Source organism: Micrococcus sp. EYE_212 (assembly GCF_023147585.1).
Classification (GTDB): domain Bacteria; phylum Actinomycetota; class Actinomycetes; order Actinomycetales; family Micrococcaceae; genus Micrococcus.
Window position 1 is genome coordinate 1 of record NZ_JAHXOZ010000025.1, and the last position, 13,342, is coordinate 13,342.

General features: G+C 72.1%; 15 protein-coding genes, 2 pseudogenes and 1 other annotated feature. Of the genes and pseudogenes, 8 read left to right on the forward strand and 9 right to left on the reverse strand.

The genetic code is table 11. The features are described from left to right. From KZX60_RS11540 to KZX60_RS11570, 7 genes and pseudogenes are all read right to left on the reverse strand, one after another. Nucleotides 1–148 (reverse strand): annotated as a pseudogene (locus tag KZX60_RS11540) (IS30 family transposase); the annotation flags it as partial. Nucleotides 149–311: 163 nt separating this feature from the next. After that, the gene (locus tag KZX60_RS11545; protein ID WP_248118523.1) at nucleotides 312–758 is read right to left on the reverse strand and encodes an IS3 family transposase; all 447 of its coding nucleotides are present in this window, start codon (nucleotides 756–758) and stop codon (nucleotides 312–314) included. Beyond that, nucleotides 694–797 (reverse strand) — a sequence feature (AL1L pseudoknot). (Overlaps the previous gene by 65 nt.) Then, nucleotides 755–1,075, reverse strand: coding sequence for a transposase (locus KZX60_RS11550; RefSeq protein WP_248118524.1), 321 nt, complete (start codon nucleotides 1,073–1,075; stop codon nucleotides 755–757). (Overlaps the previous feature by 43 nt.) The genes KZX60_RS11545 and KZX60_RS11550 overlap by 4 nt, the downstream gene beginning before the upstream one ends. A gap of 109 nt (nucleotides 1,076–1,184) precedes the next feature. After that, a pseudogene (locus KZX60_RS12095) lies at nucleotides 1,185–1,679 on the reverse strand (zinc-ribbon domain-containing protein); the annotation flags it as partial. Then, entirely contained in the window at nucleotides 1,624–2,136 is a 513-nt protein-coding gene (locus KZX60_RS11560; protein ID WP_348983753.1) for a GNAT family N-acetyltransferase, read from the reverse strand. The pseudogene KZX60_RS12095 and the gene KZX60_RS11560, both read right to left, overlap by 56 nt. 79 nt (nucleotides 2,137–2,215) lie before the next feature. After that, nucleotides 2,216–2,629, reverse strand: a complete 414-nt coding sequence (locus KZX60_RS11565; protein WP_248118528.1) for a VOC family protein — start codon at nucleotides 2,627–2,629, stop codon at nucleotides 2,216–2,218. A 45-nt stretch (nucleotides 2,630–2,674) separates the two neighbouring features. Continuing rightward, entirely contained in the window at nucleotides 2,675–3,988 is a 1,314-nt protein-coding gene (locus tag KZX60_RS11570; protein WP_248118530.1) for an MFS transporter, read from the reverse strand. Between the two features lie 375 nt (nucleotides 3,989–4,363). Here KZX60_RS11570 and KZX60_RS11575 point away from each other — a divergent pair, with 375 nt between their 5' ends. The 7 genes from KZX60_RS11575 to KZX60_RS11605 all read left to right on the forward strand — a co-directional run bounded on the left by KZX60_RS11575 (nucleotide 4,364) and on the right by KZX60_RS11605 (nucleotide 10,808). Continuing rightward, nucleotides 4,364–5,713, forward strand: coding sequence for a PLP-dependent transferase (locus KZX60_RS11575; protein ID WP_248118533.1), 1,350 nt, complete (start codon nucleotides 4,364–4,366; stop codon nucleotides 5,711–5,713). A gap of 1 nt (nucleotide 5,714) precedes the next feature. Beyond that, on the forward strand, nucleotides 5,715–7,025 hold the full coding sequence (locus KZX60_RS11580; protein ID WP_248118534.1) for a cystathionine gamma-synthase: 1,311 nt from the start codon (nucleotides 5,715–5,717) through the stop codon (nucleotides 7,023–7,025). Beyond that, complete coding sequence (locus tag KZX60_RS11585) at nucleotides 7,022–8,068, forward strand: putative oxygenase MesX (protein ID WP_248118536.1); 1,047 nt, start codon at nucleotides 7,022–7,024, stop codon at nucleotides 8,066–8,068. Before KZX60_RS11580 ends, KZX60_RS11585 begins: the two co-directional genes overlap by 4 nt. After that, a complete protein-coding gene (locus KZX60_RS11590; RefSeq protein ID WP_248118539.1) occupies nucleotides 8,065–9,096 on the forward strand; it encodes a methionine synthase in 1,032 nt (343 codons plus the stop codon). The genes KZX60_RS11585 and KZX60_RS11590 overlap by 4 nt, the downstream gene beginning before the upstream one ends. Nucleotides 9,097–9,147: 51 nt before the next feature. Next, nucleotides 9,148–9,633 (forward strand): luciferase family protein, encoded by a 486-nt coding sequence (locus KZX60_RS11595; protein ID WP_248118541.1) that lies wholly within the window; start codon nucleotides 9,148–9,150, stop codon nucleotides 9,631–9,633. 75 nt (nucleotides 9,634–9,708) lie between these two features. Further along, nucleotides 9,709–10,221 carry a helix-turn-helix domain-containing protein gene (locus KZX60_RS11600; protein ID WP_248118543.1) on the forward strand — a complete coding sequence of 171 codons (513 nt, stop codon included), beginning with the start codon at nucleotides 9,709–9,711 and terminating at the stop codon, nucleotides 10,219–10,221. Continuing rightward, nucleotides 10,221–10,808 (forward strand): PIN domain-containing protein, encoded by a 588-nt coding sequence (locus tag KZX60_RS11605; protein ID WP_248118544.1) that lies wholly within the window; start codon nucleotides 10,221–10,223, stop codon nucleotides 10,806–10,808. Before KZX60_RS11600 ends, KZX60_RS11605 begins: the two co-directional genes overlap by 1 nt. A 33-nt stretch (nucleotides 10,809–10,841) precedes the next feature. On the opposite strand, the gene lysE is transcribed toward KZX60_RS11605, so the two are convergent. After that, a complete protein-coding gene (lysE, locus tag KZX60_RS11610) occupies nucleotides 10,842–11,456 on the reverse strand; it encodes an L-lysine exporter (protein WP_248118546.1) in 615 nt (204 codons plus the stop codon). A gap of 71 nt (nucleotides 11,457–11,527) precedes the next feature. On the opposite strand from lysE, the gene KZX60_RS11615 reads away from it, so the two are divergent. Continuing rightward, on the forward strand, nucleotides 11,528–12,403 hold the full coding sequence (locus KZX60_RS11615) for an ArgP/LysG family DNA-binding transcriptional regulator (RefSeq protein ID WP_248118550.1): 876 nt from the start codon (nucleotides 11,528–11,530) through the stop codon (nucleotides 12,401–12,403). A 24-nt stretch (nucleotides 12,404–12,427) separates the two neighbouring features. Here KZX60_RS11615 and KZX60_RS11620 read toward each other — a convergent pair whose 3' ends face one another. Further along, a complete protein-coding gene (locus KZX60_RS11620; RefSeq protein WP_248118548.1) occupies nucleotides 12,428–13,258 on the reverse strand; it encodes a GNAT family N-acetyltransferase in 831 nt (276 codons plus the stop codon). Nucleotides 13,259–13,342: the final 84 nt, after the last annotated feature.

The window sequence follows — 13,342 nt, forward strand, 5'->3', positions numbered from 1 at the left end:
CACGCCAGAACTGGCGTTGGACCTCTCGTGAGGGCTGCGGCCTGCCAGGAGAGCGCATCGGGGCCCGCAGAGCCCGATCCGCTCTCCACTGTCGACGTGTCCCCTCGGGCGCGTCACTGATCTTCCTTGCCCAGTCCTTGCTTGCCATCGCCCATACCTCCAGTGATTCCGAGAGGGTGTTGCGACGACCGATTGAATCCACCCTCCATTCGAGGGTGCTGTGAGAGGTTCACTCGAAGGATCACACGGTGGCCGCGTCCACGTCTGAGACGACGTGCCCGACCACCGGGCGCTACACCACTATGCGGGACTCAACTCCCGCCCAGAATCCTGACGTAGGTGATGTCTGCGACCCAGAGCTGGTGCGGGCCTTCCGCGGTGAAGCGGCGCTCGACCAGATCTGGGCGGGCATCCGGCTCGCCTGTCGGCCTCGTGGTGATCGGCTTACGTCCGCGCCGCACCCCTTCCACGCCGGCGAGCTTCATCAGTCGGGCGACCTGGTCGCGGCCTACTTCCCAGCCGGCCCGGACCATCGCGTGGTGCATCTTCCGGACCCCGTAGACGCTGTAGTTCTCCGCGTGAAGCCGCTTGAGCTCCTCGATGAGGAGCTCGTCTCGTAGAGCCCTCTCGGAGGCAGGCCGTCTCTTCGCGGCACGGTAGCCGCGAGAGGTGATGAACCCACACTCCGTCGCACGAAGGGTGCGGCAGATGGCCTCGACCCCGAACTGATCGCGGTGTTCGTCGATGAACGCGATCATCTCGTCGTGGGGCGGTCGAGCTCCGCTGCGAAAAAAGCCGAGGCCTTGCGCAGGATCTCGTTCGCGCGGCGCAGCTCGAGGTTCTCCCGGCGCAGCTTCTTGATCTCCTCGGCTTCAGCGGTGCTGAGCCCTGGGGCTTCGCCCTGATCGACGCGATCTTGCTTCCACCAGTTCCGCAGGGTGTGCGGTGAGATCCCGCCAAGGGCTTCGCCCACGACAGTGCAGGCGACCCAGCCCGAGCACTGCTCGGCGCGGACGCGTTCTTCGATGAGCTTCAGGGCACGGGCCTTGAACTCGGGGGTGTACTTCTGGGGCATGATCCGATCCTCCTTGAGGAAGTAGGTCGGAACGAAACCCAGGGCGCTTCAGGCCAGGTCGGGGGCGGGATCGCTCAGCTCCGGCGCGCGCCCTTCCGCAATCAGGGCACCCGATGGTCTGACGTCGCGTGCGCTGCGCGACGACAGCCTCCCACTCAGCGCCACAGAGGCTGCAAAGCCACCACGCGGACGCGTTCCTCGCATTCGCCACGTCCGCCGGTGTCAGGCCGCCATTCTTCGATGGATACCACTCAGCTGCGATGGCGGGGCTCAGCTCCGCGAGTGAGCGTCCGGGCTTCGGACGAGGCGGTGGGGCGAACGGATCCCTCTTCGGTCGATCCACCTGATGGGCACGGGTTTCCCGCTCTGCCTCCGCGACGGCTCGGGCCGTGCCGCCGTCGATATAGGTCTCGAGTCGCGTTCTGAGTTCGTCGAGGTGGGCGTGAATCGGGTGATCGCTGAGGGCAGCCGTTCCTGAAGCGCCTGGCCGGCCGGGCGCAGGGCGTGTCTCCTCACTGGGCACGCACCCATGGCGGCAGTTCAGTGCGTCATGCCTCGTGGCCGCGGCTGCTGTAGACCACGATCGGCGCCCCACTGGGATCACGCGTGCTCTTCCACACGGTCATGCCGATCCGTTCGGCCACGCGACGGGAAGCCATGTTGTCGGGGTTGATGATCGCGGTGACCATCGTTGCGTCCAGGGTCTCGAACCCGTATCGCAGGCAGGCAGAGGCCCCCTCGGTTGCCAGTCCCTGTCCCTGGTGTTCAGGCAGGACGTGGTAGCCGACCTCGAGGACCTCTTGGCCGTCGACGTTCTGCCAGGTCAGGCCGCAGTCACCGATGAAGTCGCCGGTGGTCCGGTGTTCGATGACCCACAGGCCGAACCCATGCGTGGCGTAGTTGTCCTTCGACCAGTTGATCCACCGCCGCACCTCGTTGCGCGACTTGGCCCGCGGGTAGTAGCGCATGACCTCCGCGTCTCCGAGGAGCCTGAACATGTCGTCGAGGTCAGCGTCGGTCATGCACCGGAACGTGAGTCGATCGGTGGGTTGCGGGATCACCCGACGACCTTACCGACGGCACTGAAGCGACTTCTTGTCTTCGACATGTGCGTGAAACCGCCCCCGCGGTCTGCCGCGCTCACCCCACGAAGACGCAGAAGGGGTGGCCGGCCGGGTCCGCGAACACGTACAGGGGCTCGTCCTCGTCGTCGGAGCGGTCCAGGACGAGACGCCCGCCCAGGCGCAGCGCGTGGTCGTGGGCCGCGTCGAGGGAATCGCGGTCCGGCACGGTGAAATCCAGGTGCAGCTGCATCGGCACCTCGGGTGACGGCCACGTGCTGGGCTTCAGTTCCTCGGTGCGCTGGAATGTCAGGACGCGGCGGCCGTCGTCGTCCAGCAGCACGAGCCAGTCCGCGCTGTCCGGCTCGCGGCCGTCCGCGAGCTCGTCGCCCGTGCGGTAGTGGAGGCCGAGGAGCTCGCGGTAGAACTCCGCGACGGAACGGATGTCGACGGCGTCGATCACCGGCTGCTGGAGCATGGGGAGGCTGACCATGGCCACACAGTAAGCGACCTCGGTGTCCGCGTCAGCGTCTCGGCCTCAGTCGACGTCGTCGCGCCCCGCATCCACCCACCGCGCGGCCGGCACGACGGCGGCCAGCGAGACCACCGCCAGGACCTGCCACCCCGCGAGCGCCCAGCCGACCCCGAGCGTCGCCCCGAGCGCACCTCCCGCAAGGGTCGCCAGCGGCACGGAGCCCCGGGTGAGGGTGCGGCGCATCGCGGTGACCCGCCCGAGCGTGCCCTCGGGGCAGGCGCGGGCGGTCACGGCGGCCTGGGTGATGTTCCCGAGCAGGACCATGAACCCCCAGAGGGCGGCGCCGGCCAGCAGCCATAGCCCGGCATGAGCGCGGTCGGCATAGGCCAGCAGGTGCAGCCCCACGGCCACGGCGCAGCCGACCGAGCCGAGGAGGATGCACCGTCGCTCGCCCAGGCGGTCGATGGCCCGGCCCGCCAGGGACGAGGCCGCCAGTGCCCCGATCGCGCCCGCGGTGATCTGGATGCCCAGGAACTCCGGCCCGAGCCGCAGGTCGGTCAGGATCCAGACCGCCTCGACCGGGGCGAAGAGGGCCATGCCCACGTTGGCGGCCACCGACCCCATCGTCAGCAGCCACAGGACCGGGGTGCGCCGCAGGACCGCCCACCCCTCCGCGGCGTCCTTCCCGAACCGGGCCCAGCGGGACAGGACGTCCGCGACGCCGGGGTCCCCGTCGTCGTCCGGAATGTCCACCGCGGCGGAGGGCCGCAGCCGTACCCGGAGCGCGACGATCGCCGCCGCGAAGAGGAACGCCGTCGCGATGCCGAGCACGGGCCCCGCACCCAGCGACCCGACGAGGAGGCCCGCCGCGGCGGGCACGACCAACACGAGGGCGGCGTCGGCGGACTCGAGCCGCGCCGTCAGGCGGGCGACGGCGGTGGCCGGCACGACGCGCGGCACGAGCGCGGTCTGGGTGGTCTCGGCCAGCACCGTGAGCACGCCCAGCAGGGCCATGACGGCGGCGAGGTGACCGAACGTGAGCGCGTCGAGCGCCCACGCCACGACGAGCGAGCCGAGCGCCGCCGCCTTGGCGAGGCCGGTGGCCGCGAGCAGCCGCGGGCTGAGGTGTCGGTCCACCACGATGCCGATGGGCACGCCGAGCAGGAGGAATCCCAACCCGGAGAGCGTCATCAGCACGCCCATGCCGTCGGCGCCCACGCCGAGCAGGAGCACCGCCAGGACGTCCAGGGCGACGTCCGTGGCGGACCGGCCACCCGCGTCGAGGGCGTTGGAGGCGACCAGCCACCGCGCCCGTCCTTCCGGCGGCGGGGGCGTCCCAGTGTCAGGGGCGCGTTCGGTGTCGTTGTCGATCACCACGAGTGCGCCACCTCCTGCAGCGCCGCCCAGAGGGCGCCGTCACGGCCCGTGGCCGGTCCGCCCGGTGTGCTCTGTGTCATGCCCGGGAGTGTGACACACCGCTCCTCCACGCCCGTCCGTCACACGAGTCCGCCACGGCCCGCCGCGCCCCGGAGAGGCTCCGGCCGGTCCTGGATGGCGCGGTGGCGGCTCATATGACGCGCGAGCCGGCCGTCCGCTGGACTCGCGGCGGCCCGCCGCGTGGGATGGGCTCACCACCCATCCAGAGCGGCCGAGAGATCTGGCTCGACGACGCCGCAGCAACCCGCCCGCCGGACCCGGACCCCCGGGAACGGCAGGCCCGGTGCTACCGCCAGGACCGATGGAGGAGAGCAGATGCCCCGTCACGCCACGCAACAAGTCCACGCCGGCTACGAGCCCGCCGCACCCCACCGGCCGGTCGTCCCGCCCATCCACCAGACCACGGCGTTCCGCTTCCCGGACCACGCCACGGCGGCATCGATGTTCCGGCTCGAGACCCCCGGCTTCACCTACAGCCGCACGGGCAACCCGACCGTCGCGGTGTTCGAGAACCGCCTCGCCGCACTGGAGGGCGGCATCGGCGCGATCGCCACGGCCACCGGCCAGGCCGCCGTCGCGCTGTCCCTGCTGGCGCTGCTGCAGGGCGGCAAGCACCTGGTCGCCTCCAGCCAGCTCTACGGCGGCACCGTCGACCTGCTGACGGACACGTTCGCGGACTTCGGCATCGAGGTCACCTTCGCGGACCCGGCGGACCCGCCCGCGTGGGCGGCCGCGGTCCGGCCCGACACCCGCGCGTTCTTCCTCGAGGCCATCACCAACCCGCTCGCCACCCTCCCGGACCTGCCCGCGCTCGCGGACCTCGCCCACGCGGCCGGTGTGCCCGTGGTGGTGGACAGCACCCTCGCGACGCCGGCCCTCTACCGGCCGCTGGAGCACGGCGCCGACGTCGTCGTGCACTCGGCCACCAAGTTCCTCGGCGGGCACGGCGCGGTGCTCGGCGGCGCGATCGTGGACGGCGGCACGTTCGACTACGGCGCGGCGCCCGACCGGTGGCCGCAGCTGGCCCGGCCCAAGGCCCGCTACGGCGGGCAGACGCTGGTCGAGCGGCACGGCCGCGGCGCGTACCTGACGCTGGCCCGCAGCAAGTTCCTGCACGACCTCGGCCCCACCCTCGCCCCCGCGAGCGCGGCGCAGTTCATCCAGGGGCTCGAGACCCTCGACCTGCGCGTGGCCCGCCACACCGCCACCGCCCTGGCCGTGGCCGGACACCTGGCCGGGCACCCCGCCGTCGCGCGGGTGCACCACCCCGGCGTGGCCGGACATCCCAGCGCGGCGCTGGCCGCCCGCGACTTCCCGGACGGCGTCGGCTCGGTGTTCTCCTTCGACCTAGCCTGCGGCCCCGAGGCCGTGGCCCCGTTCCTCGACGCGCTCGAGCTGTTCCAGCTGGTGGTCAACGTCGGCGACGCCCGCTCCCTCGTCTCGCACCCCGCGACCATGACGCACTGTCGCCTGACGCGGCAGCAGCGCGAGGCCGCCGGGATCGCCGAGACCACCGTCCGGCTCTCCATCGGGCTGGAGTGTCCCGACGACCTGATCGCGGACCTGGACCGTGCCCTGGCCGTGGTGACCGCCGCCGGGCCGGCCGTCCCAGCCACCACGCCCGCCGTCCCCGAGACCGCCGCCGTCACCCAGGAGGTGCGCTGAGATGACCGCCGTCCACCACACCACCCGCTCCGTCTCCCGTCCCGCCGTCCGCGGCTTCACCACCACCGCCGTGCACGCCGGGCAGGAGCCCGACCCGCTGACCGGCGCCGTGGTGCCGCCGATCTACCAGACCAGCACCTTCGTGCAGGACGGCATCAACGTGCTGCGCGCCGGGCACGAGTACAGCCGCGGCTCCAACCCGACCCGGAACGGCTTCGAGACCCAGCTCGCCGCCCTCGAGCACGGCGACCGGGCGTTCGCGTTCGCCTCCGGGCTCGCCGCCGAGGACGCCCTCCTGCGGGCCGTGCTGCGCCCCGGCGACCACATCGTGCTGGGCGGTGACGGCTACGGCGGCACCCACCGCCTCATCACCACCGTCCTCGAGCCGTGGGGCGTGTCCAACACCCCGGTGGACATCACCGACCCGACGGCGGTCGCCGCGGCCGTCCGCCCCGGCCGCACCGCGCTGCTGTGGGTGGAGACGCCGTCCAACCCGCTGCTCGGCATCGCGGACCTGGCCGCCTGGGCGCAGATCGCCCACGACGCCGGCGCGCTGCTGGTCGTGGACAACACGTTCGCCTCGCCCTACCTCCAGCGGCCCCTCGACCTCGGCGCGGACGTCGTGGTGCACTCCACCACCAAGTACATCGGCGGGCACTCGGACGTGCTCGGCGGCGCCGTGGTGGTGGCCGACCGCGAGTTCCGCGGCCGGGCGCTGGCCGAGGCGGTGGCCTACCAGCAGTTCGCCGCCGGTGCGGTCGCCGGCCCGCAGGACTCCTACCTCGCCGCCCGCGGCCTCAAGACACTCGGCCTGCGCATGGACCGGCACGGCGCCAACGCCGCCGCGCTCGCGGGCTGGCTGCAGGGCCGCCCCGAGGTCGCCCAGGTCTTCTACCCCGGGCTGCCCGACCACCCGGGCCACGAGCTCGCCGCGCGGCAGATGGACGGCTTCGGCGGCATCGTCTCCGTCCGGCTGGCCGGGGGAGAGGCCGCGGCCCGCGCGTTCGCCGAGGCCACCGAGCTGTTCGCGCTCTCGGTCAGCCTCGGCGGGGTCGAATCGCTGCTCTGCTACTCCTCCGAGATGACCCACGCCTCCGTGCGGGGCACCCCCCTGGCCGTCCCCACGGACCTGGTCCGGCTCTCCGTCGGCATCGAGGACGTGGCCGACCTGCAGGCGGACCTCGAGGCCGGCCTCGAGTGCGCCGCACGCGTCGCCGCCGGCCGCGGGGCGCCGTCGTCGTCCGCGGTGCCCCGTCCCGCCCCCGCCCACCACCGCACCACCCGCGCCCGCACCCCGGAGAGGACCCGATGAGCCACGCCACCCTTGTCACGAGCACCGTGCCCACCCGCGTGGACGACCTGACGTTCAGCATCCACACCACGCCATTCGACGAGGACTACACGCCCGCCGCCAGCACGCGCGCCACCACGAACTTCGCGAACCTCGCTCGCGGCGCGGACCGGCGGGAGAACCTGCGCGCCGCCCTGGCCATGATCGACGGGCGCCTCAACGACCTCGCCCCCTGGGACAACCCGGAGCGGGACCGCTACACGGCACGGATCGAGATCGTCTCGATCGACGTGCAATTCACCGCCGACGACGGCGCGGACGTCGACTTCCCGCTCATGGAGATGCTCGACGTGCGGGTGGTCGAGCGCGCGACGGGCGCCGTGCTCGGTCGCAGTGTGGGGAACAACTTCTCCTCCTACGTCCGCGACCACGACTTCTGCGTGGTGCTGCCCGCGCACGCGGCGACGTCGCCGGGGACCGAGGAGCCTGACGGCTTCGGCGTCCTCCACGGGCGGCTGTTCCGGCACCTGCTCGACTCGCAGGCGTACCGGGAGCGGTTCCCGCAGCCGCCCGTGATCTGCATCAGCGTGTCCACGAGCCGCACCTACCGTCGGCTGACGAACGAGCATCCGGTGCTCGGGGTCGAGTACCGCCAGGACGAAGCCTCCCGCACGGACCGCTACTTCGGTCGGATGGGCCTGGGGATCCGGTGCTTCCTGCCGCGCGGGTCCGTGGCGCCGCTGGCGTTCTACTCGCGGGGCGACCTGCTCAACGACCACGCGAACCTCTCCCTGGCCGGGCTGATCGCCACCATGGAGACCTTCCAGCGGATCTACCGGCCGGAGATCTACAACGCGAACGCCGGGGCCGGCGAGGTCTACCGGCCGCGCCTGGACCACGGCGACTTCTCGCAGACCCGGATCGCCTACGACCGCGAGGAGCGGGCCCGCCTCGGCCGGGAGCAGGGCGAGTACACCCAGGAGCACTTCGTGGGACCGCACCGCGACCTGCTGGAGCGCTGGGCCGCCGCCCACGCCGCACGAGACACCGAGGAGACCCGATGACCACCCTGATCCCCACCACCCTCGTCGGCAGCCTGCCGAAGCCCGGCTGGCTCGCCGAGGAGGAGACGCTCTGGTCGCCCTGGAAGCTCGAGGGGGAGCGGCTGCGCGAGGGCAAGCTCGACGCGCTCGCCCTCGCCGTGGCCGACCAGGAGCGTGCGGGCATCGACATCGTCTGCGACGGCGAGCAGACCCGCCAGCACTTCGTCACCACGTTCATCGAGCACCTCGGCGGTGTGGACTTCGACCGGCGCGAGACGGTGCGGATCCGCGACCGGTACGACGCGAGCGTGCCGACCGTCGTCGGGGAGGTGGGCCGACCGTCGCCGGTGTTCGTGGACGACGCGAAGGCCCTGCGCGCGCGGACGGACCGGCCCATCAAGTGGACCCTGCCCGGGCCGATGACCATGATCGACACCCTCGCCGACCGCCACTACGGCAGCCGCGAGAAGCTCGCGTGGGAGTTCGCGCGCATCCTCAACGAGGAGGCGCGGGAGCTGGCGGCGGTGGGCGTCGACGTCGTGCAGTTCGACGAGCCCGCGTTCAACGTGTTCTTCGACGACGTCCGCGACTGGGGCGTGGCGACGCTCGAGCGCGCGGCCGAGGGCCTGAAGTGTGAGACGGCCGTGCACATCTGTTACGGCTACGGGATCAAGGCGAACAACGACTGGAAGGCCACGCTCGGGGAGGAGTGGCGCCAGTACGAGACGTCGTTCCCGCTGCTGCGCGAGTCCACGATCGACACGATCGCCCTGGAGCGGCACCACTCCCGGGTGCCGGCGGAGCTCATCGGCCTGCTGCGCGGCAAGAAGGTGATGGTCGGCGCGATCGACGTGGCGAGCGACGAGATCGAGACGCCCGAGGAGGTCGCGGCGACCCTCCGGGAGACCCTCGAGTTCGTGGACGCGGACAAGCTGATCGCGAGCACCAACTGCGGCATGGCGCCGCTGGCTCGCTCGGTGGCGCGGGACAAGACGGCGGCGCTCGTGGCCGGTGCGCGGATCCTCCGGGAGGAGCTGGGCGGGGAGTGAGGGGGCCTGGTGGCCTTGCCTGGCCGGCGGGGCCCCGTCAGGATCGTCTGCATGGATCCTGATGCGAGCCCCCGTGTCCGGCTCACCGCTGACGATCCCCGGCCGGGCAGTCGTCCCGCGACGTCGACCGAGGGGCCCCACCGACAGCTTGATCAGCGATCGTCGCCGGAGCTGTGGGGCCGTCTGGCCGCTGCGGTGTTCGCCCTCGACGGGGTCGAGGAGGGCCACAGCACCGTCTCGCCAGCAACGTCGCGCGCCGTCCACCTGACAGGCCGGCCGGAGGAGCGCACCCCGGAGGTCAACCTCTCACCAGGCCGGCGCTGGGAGCCGGTGCACCTGCATGGGGTGGACGACACGTCAGTGCACCTCGTCCTGGCGCCCGAGCGCGGCGTTCGTCTGGCCGAGCTCGGATGGCTCGAACCGCATGGCTACGCGGACTTCGGCACGGAGTGGATGCTCTACGGTCCGCGGGACGAGGCGGAGCTGGCCGTCGTCGTCGGGATCATCGAGGAGTCGCTCGCCTACGCGCGCGGCTGACACAGAGCCCCGGGGCGGGGAAGCGGAGGCGGGAGGGGACTGCGAATTTTTCGTTTTCGCGGGTAGTCTTGCTCCATGAATGCGACGGTGAATGACAAGCACACGGTGCTGCCGCCGACGGACCTCGAGGAGATGCTCGACGTCGGCAGGTTCCTCGACGGCCTGACGCAGCCGGCCGCCCTGGTCGGCCCTGACGGCCAGAAGGTCCCCCTGCCGCCAGAGGCTTTCAACGTCCTGCGGGACGTCGTCGAGGCGATGCGGGTGGGCAAGGCCATCACGGTGGCACCCGTCGACCAGCTGCTCACGACGCAGGAGGCGGCGAACTTCCTCGGCATCAGTCGTCCCACGCTGGTGAGGCTGCTCGAGGAGGGCGCGTTGCCGTACGAGAGGACGACCGGTGGTCGGCACCGACGCATCCGGCTCCAAGACGTCGTGTCCTATCAGCAGCGGAAGCGCGGGGAGCGGCGTGCCTCGCTGAGCGACCTCGTAGGGGAGGCCTCGTCTGCGGGGCTCTACGACCAGAAGGCGGAGTCCTACCGCGAGGCGTTGCGTCAGGCTCGCGCCGACCTCCGGGGTGAGCGCGGGTAGTGGCTCGCTTCAGCGCGGTGCTCGACGCGTGCGTCCTCGTGCCCATCGCCCAAGCGGACACCTTGCTGCATCTGGCCGAGGCGGGCCTCTATCGGCCGGTATGGAGTGGGCGGATCCTGGACGAGACGGTGCGCGCACTGGAAGCGATGCATCCAGACATGCGTGCATCGGGCGCGGCGCGTCACCGTGCGGAGGTCATGGACGCCGCCTTCGACGACGCGCGGGTCGAGGGGTGGGAGCAGCTCGTGCCCGGGATTGATCTTCCGGACCCCGATGATCGGCATGTGGTCGCCACCGCGATCCAGGGGCGTGCTGACCTGATCGTCACGGCGAATCTGAAGGACTTCCCGCGGGAGGTCGTTGAGTCCTTCGACATCGAGGTGCAGAGTCCGGACGAGTTTTTCATGAACCAGCTCGACCTGGACACGGCTCGAGTGATGACGGCTCTCGCAGCCCAAGCGGGCGCGACACGGAATCCTCCGTTGACCGTCAGTGACGTCCTGGAACGGCTGGTGCCGTGCGGTGCACGCCTGTTCGCGGGGGCCGCACGAGCCCAGCTCTGGCGGGTCGACGTTGAGCGACCTTGATTCAGCCCGACGCCAGAACCGGCGTCTGCCGACTCACCCCCACACGTCGGAACCGGTGATGAGCCGGACCGCGAGCACCGCCATGACCACCGCGATCACCACGTCCACCACGCGCCACGCCTTCGGGTCGGCGAGCACCCGGGCCAACAGGCGCGCGCCGTAGCCGAGCGCGGTGAACCACAGGACCGAGGCGGCGACGGCGCCGGCGGCGAAGACCCACCGCGCGTCGGGACCGTGCTGGTTGGCGAGGCTGCCCAGCAGCACCACAGTGTCCAGGTAGACGTGCGGGTTGAGCCAGGTCAGCGCGAGCGTGGTGGCGACGACCGAACCCGCGGTGCGCGGCGCCTGCTCGGCCACGAGCCCCTGCGGGTGCAGCGCGGCACGCAGGGAGGAGACCGCGAACCAGAGCAGGTACAGGGCGCCGCCCCAGCGCAGCACCTCGAGCAGCCACGGCACGGCCTGCACGAGCGCGCCCACCCCGGCGGTCCCGGCCAGGATCAGCACGGCGTCCGAGGCCATGCACACCAGCACGACGGCGCCCACATGCTCCCGGCGCACGCCCTGGCGGAGCACGAAGGCGTTCTGGGCGCCGATGGCGACGATGAGGGCGAGTCCGGTGAGCAGGCCGGTGCCGGCGAGGGTCCACATGGGTGAGGACGCTAGGGCCCGGCCGGGCCTGAGCCAAACGAAGAGAACTGCAGGTGCCTAAGCTCTGCTTCATGAACCTGGATCAGCTGCAGGCGTTGCGTGCGATCGCGGACGAGGGCTCGTTCGAGGCGGCCGCGTACGAGCTCGGCGTCAGCGCCTCCGCGGTCAGTCAGCGCATCCGCGCCCTGGAGCGGGAGGCGGGCCAGGTGCTGCTCCGGCGCAGCACACCCTGCGAGCCGACCGAGGCCGGCGTCGGCCTGGTGCGCGTGGCCCGGCACATGCGGGTGCTCGAACAGGAGGCGTGGGCCGGGCTGGGCCGCACGGTGGCCGGGCGCAGCGTCACCTCCCTGGCCGTGCCCGCCGACGTGCTGGGCACGTGGTTCGGGCCCGTCCTGGCGGAGGCCGCCGACTGGGACGACACGGTCCTCGACCTGCACGTCGAGGACCAGGACCACAGCGCCCGGCTGCTGCGCCGGGGCGAGGTGCTGGCCGCCGTCACCACGGAGCCGCAGCCGGTGCAGGGGTGCGCGGCGGAGCCGCTGGGGAGCATGCGCTACGTCCCGCTCGCCTCGCCCGCCCTGCTCGCCCGGCATGCGGCGGGCGACGTCGTCGACCTCGGCGCGATGCCCATGATGCGCTACAACGCGAAGGACGACCTGCAGCGCCTCGCGCTGAGCGGCGCCGAGCTGGACGTCGCCCCGCCCACGCACCTGGCGCCGTCGTTCGACGGGTTCCACCGGTCCGTCCGGGCCGGCCTGGGGTGGGGCATGCTCGTGGACGCCCAGGCCGTCGAGGACGTGCGCGCCGGCCGGCTGGTCCGCGTGCCCGGGCTCGACGACGTCCTCGTGCCCCTGTACTGGCAGGCGGCCACACTGCCCGTGACGCGCCTGGTGCGGCTCACGCGGGCGGTGCGGGAGGCGGCCCAGCGGACGCTCGAGCCGGGGTGAGACGGCGCCGCGGGTCGCGGGCCGTCAGCGACGTCGCAGCGGCGCCGACGCCTCCATGGACGCCTCGGCCAGCACAGGCCGGAAGCCCAGCGCCTCGTTGACGTCGAGCATGTGCCGGTTCTCCTCGGCGTTCCACGTGATGATCGCGCGGGCCCCGGGCAGCGCGTCGCGCACGGCGATGAGGTTCGCCGCCTTCACGCGCATGCCGAGGCGGTGGCCGCGGTGCTCGGGCAGCACGATGGTGTCCCATTGGTCGATCAGCCCGTCCGGGCGCGAGCGGGGCGCCACCAGCTCGCTCAGGGCGACGATCCGACCGGTGGCACGGTGCCGCGCCACCGCGCGGAAGAGCCGCCCGGTCGTCAGGATCTGCTCGTCCATGCGACGCACGCGGGCCGCATCCCAGACCTGCTCCACCACGGTGCGTTCCCCGGAGGGCACGTCCGTGGCCATGCGGGCCTTGAGGACGGCGAGGTCGTCCTGCAGGGCCGCGTCGGCCGCGCCTTCCCAGGCGTGGAGCTCGTAGTCCGACGAGACGCGTTCGGCCTCGCCCAGGGCGACGGCGGGGTCGATCCCCGGATCGGCGAAGTCATACCGGCTCACCCGCTCGATCTGGACGAGCGCGAAGCCGTAGGACTGGGCGAGACGCACACCCGGATGCTCGGCGGGCACCGCGCCGGCGCCGTTGGGCGGGGTGAGCGCCCGTTGCCCGGCCACCGGCCGCGGCGTCAGCGGCCAGGTCTCGAAACGCGTGAGGCCGGCGGTGCCCAGGACGAGCCGCTCGGCCAGCGCGCGGCCGTGGCCGCGTCCGCGGTAGTTGAGTCCCGCATAGTGGTGTAGCGCCCGGTGGTCGGGCACGTCGTCTCAGACGTGGACGCGGCCACCGTGTGATCCTTCGAGTGAACCTCTCACAGCACCCTCGAATGGAGTCATCACGATGAC

Excerpts from the sequence above, each read along its gene's own strand:
- KZX60_RS11595 (WP_248118541.1), top strand. The coding sequence starts at position 9,148 with ATGGATCCTGATGCGAGCCCCCGTGTCCGGCTCACCGCTGACGATCCC.
- KZX60_RS11575 (WP_248118533.1), top strand. The coding sequence starts at position 4,364 with ATGCCCCGTCACGCCACGCAACAAGTCCACGCCGGCTACGAGCCCGCC.
- KZX60_RS11550 (WP_248118524.1), bottom strand. The coding sequence starts at position 1,075 with ATGCCCCAGAAGTACACCCCCGAGTTCAAGGCCCGTGCCCTGAAGCTC.
- KZX60_RS11565 (WP_248118528.1), bottom strand. The coding sequence starts at position 2,629 with ATGGTCAGCCTCCCCATGCTCCAGCAGCCGGTGATCGACGCCGTCGAC.
- lysE (WP_248118546.1), bottom strand. The coding sequence starts at position 11,456 with ATGTGGACCCTCGCCGGCACCGGCCTGCTCACCGGACTCGCCCTCATC.
- KZX60_RS11585 (WP_248118536.1), top strand. The coding sequence starts at position 7,022 with ATGAGCCACGCCACCCTTGTCACGAGCACCGTGCCCACCCGCGTGGAC.
- KZX60_RS11600 (WP_248118543.1), top strand. The coding sequence starts at position 9,709 with ATGAATGCGACGGTGAATGACAAGCACACGGTGCTGCCGCCGACGGAC.
- KZX60_RS11545 (WP_248118523.1), bottom strand. The coding sequence starts at position 758 with ATGATCGCGTTCATCGACGAACACCGCGATCAGTTCGGGGTCGAGGCC.
- KZX60_RS11590 (WP_248118539.1), top strand. The coding sequence starts at position 8,065 with ATGACCACCCTGATCCCCACCACCCTCGTCGGCAGCCTGCCGAAGCCC.
- KZX60_RS11615 (WP_248118550.1), top strand. The coding sequence starts at position 11,528 with ATGAACCTGGATCAGCTGCAGGCGTTGCGTGCGATCGCGGACGAGGGC.
- KZX60_RS11580 (WP_248118534.1), top strand. The coding sequence starts at position 5,715 with ATGACCGCCGTCCACCACACCACCCGCTCCGTCTCCCGTCCCGCCGTC.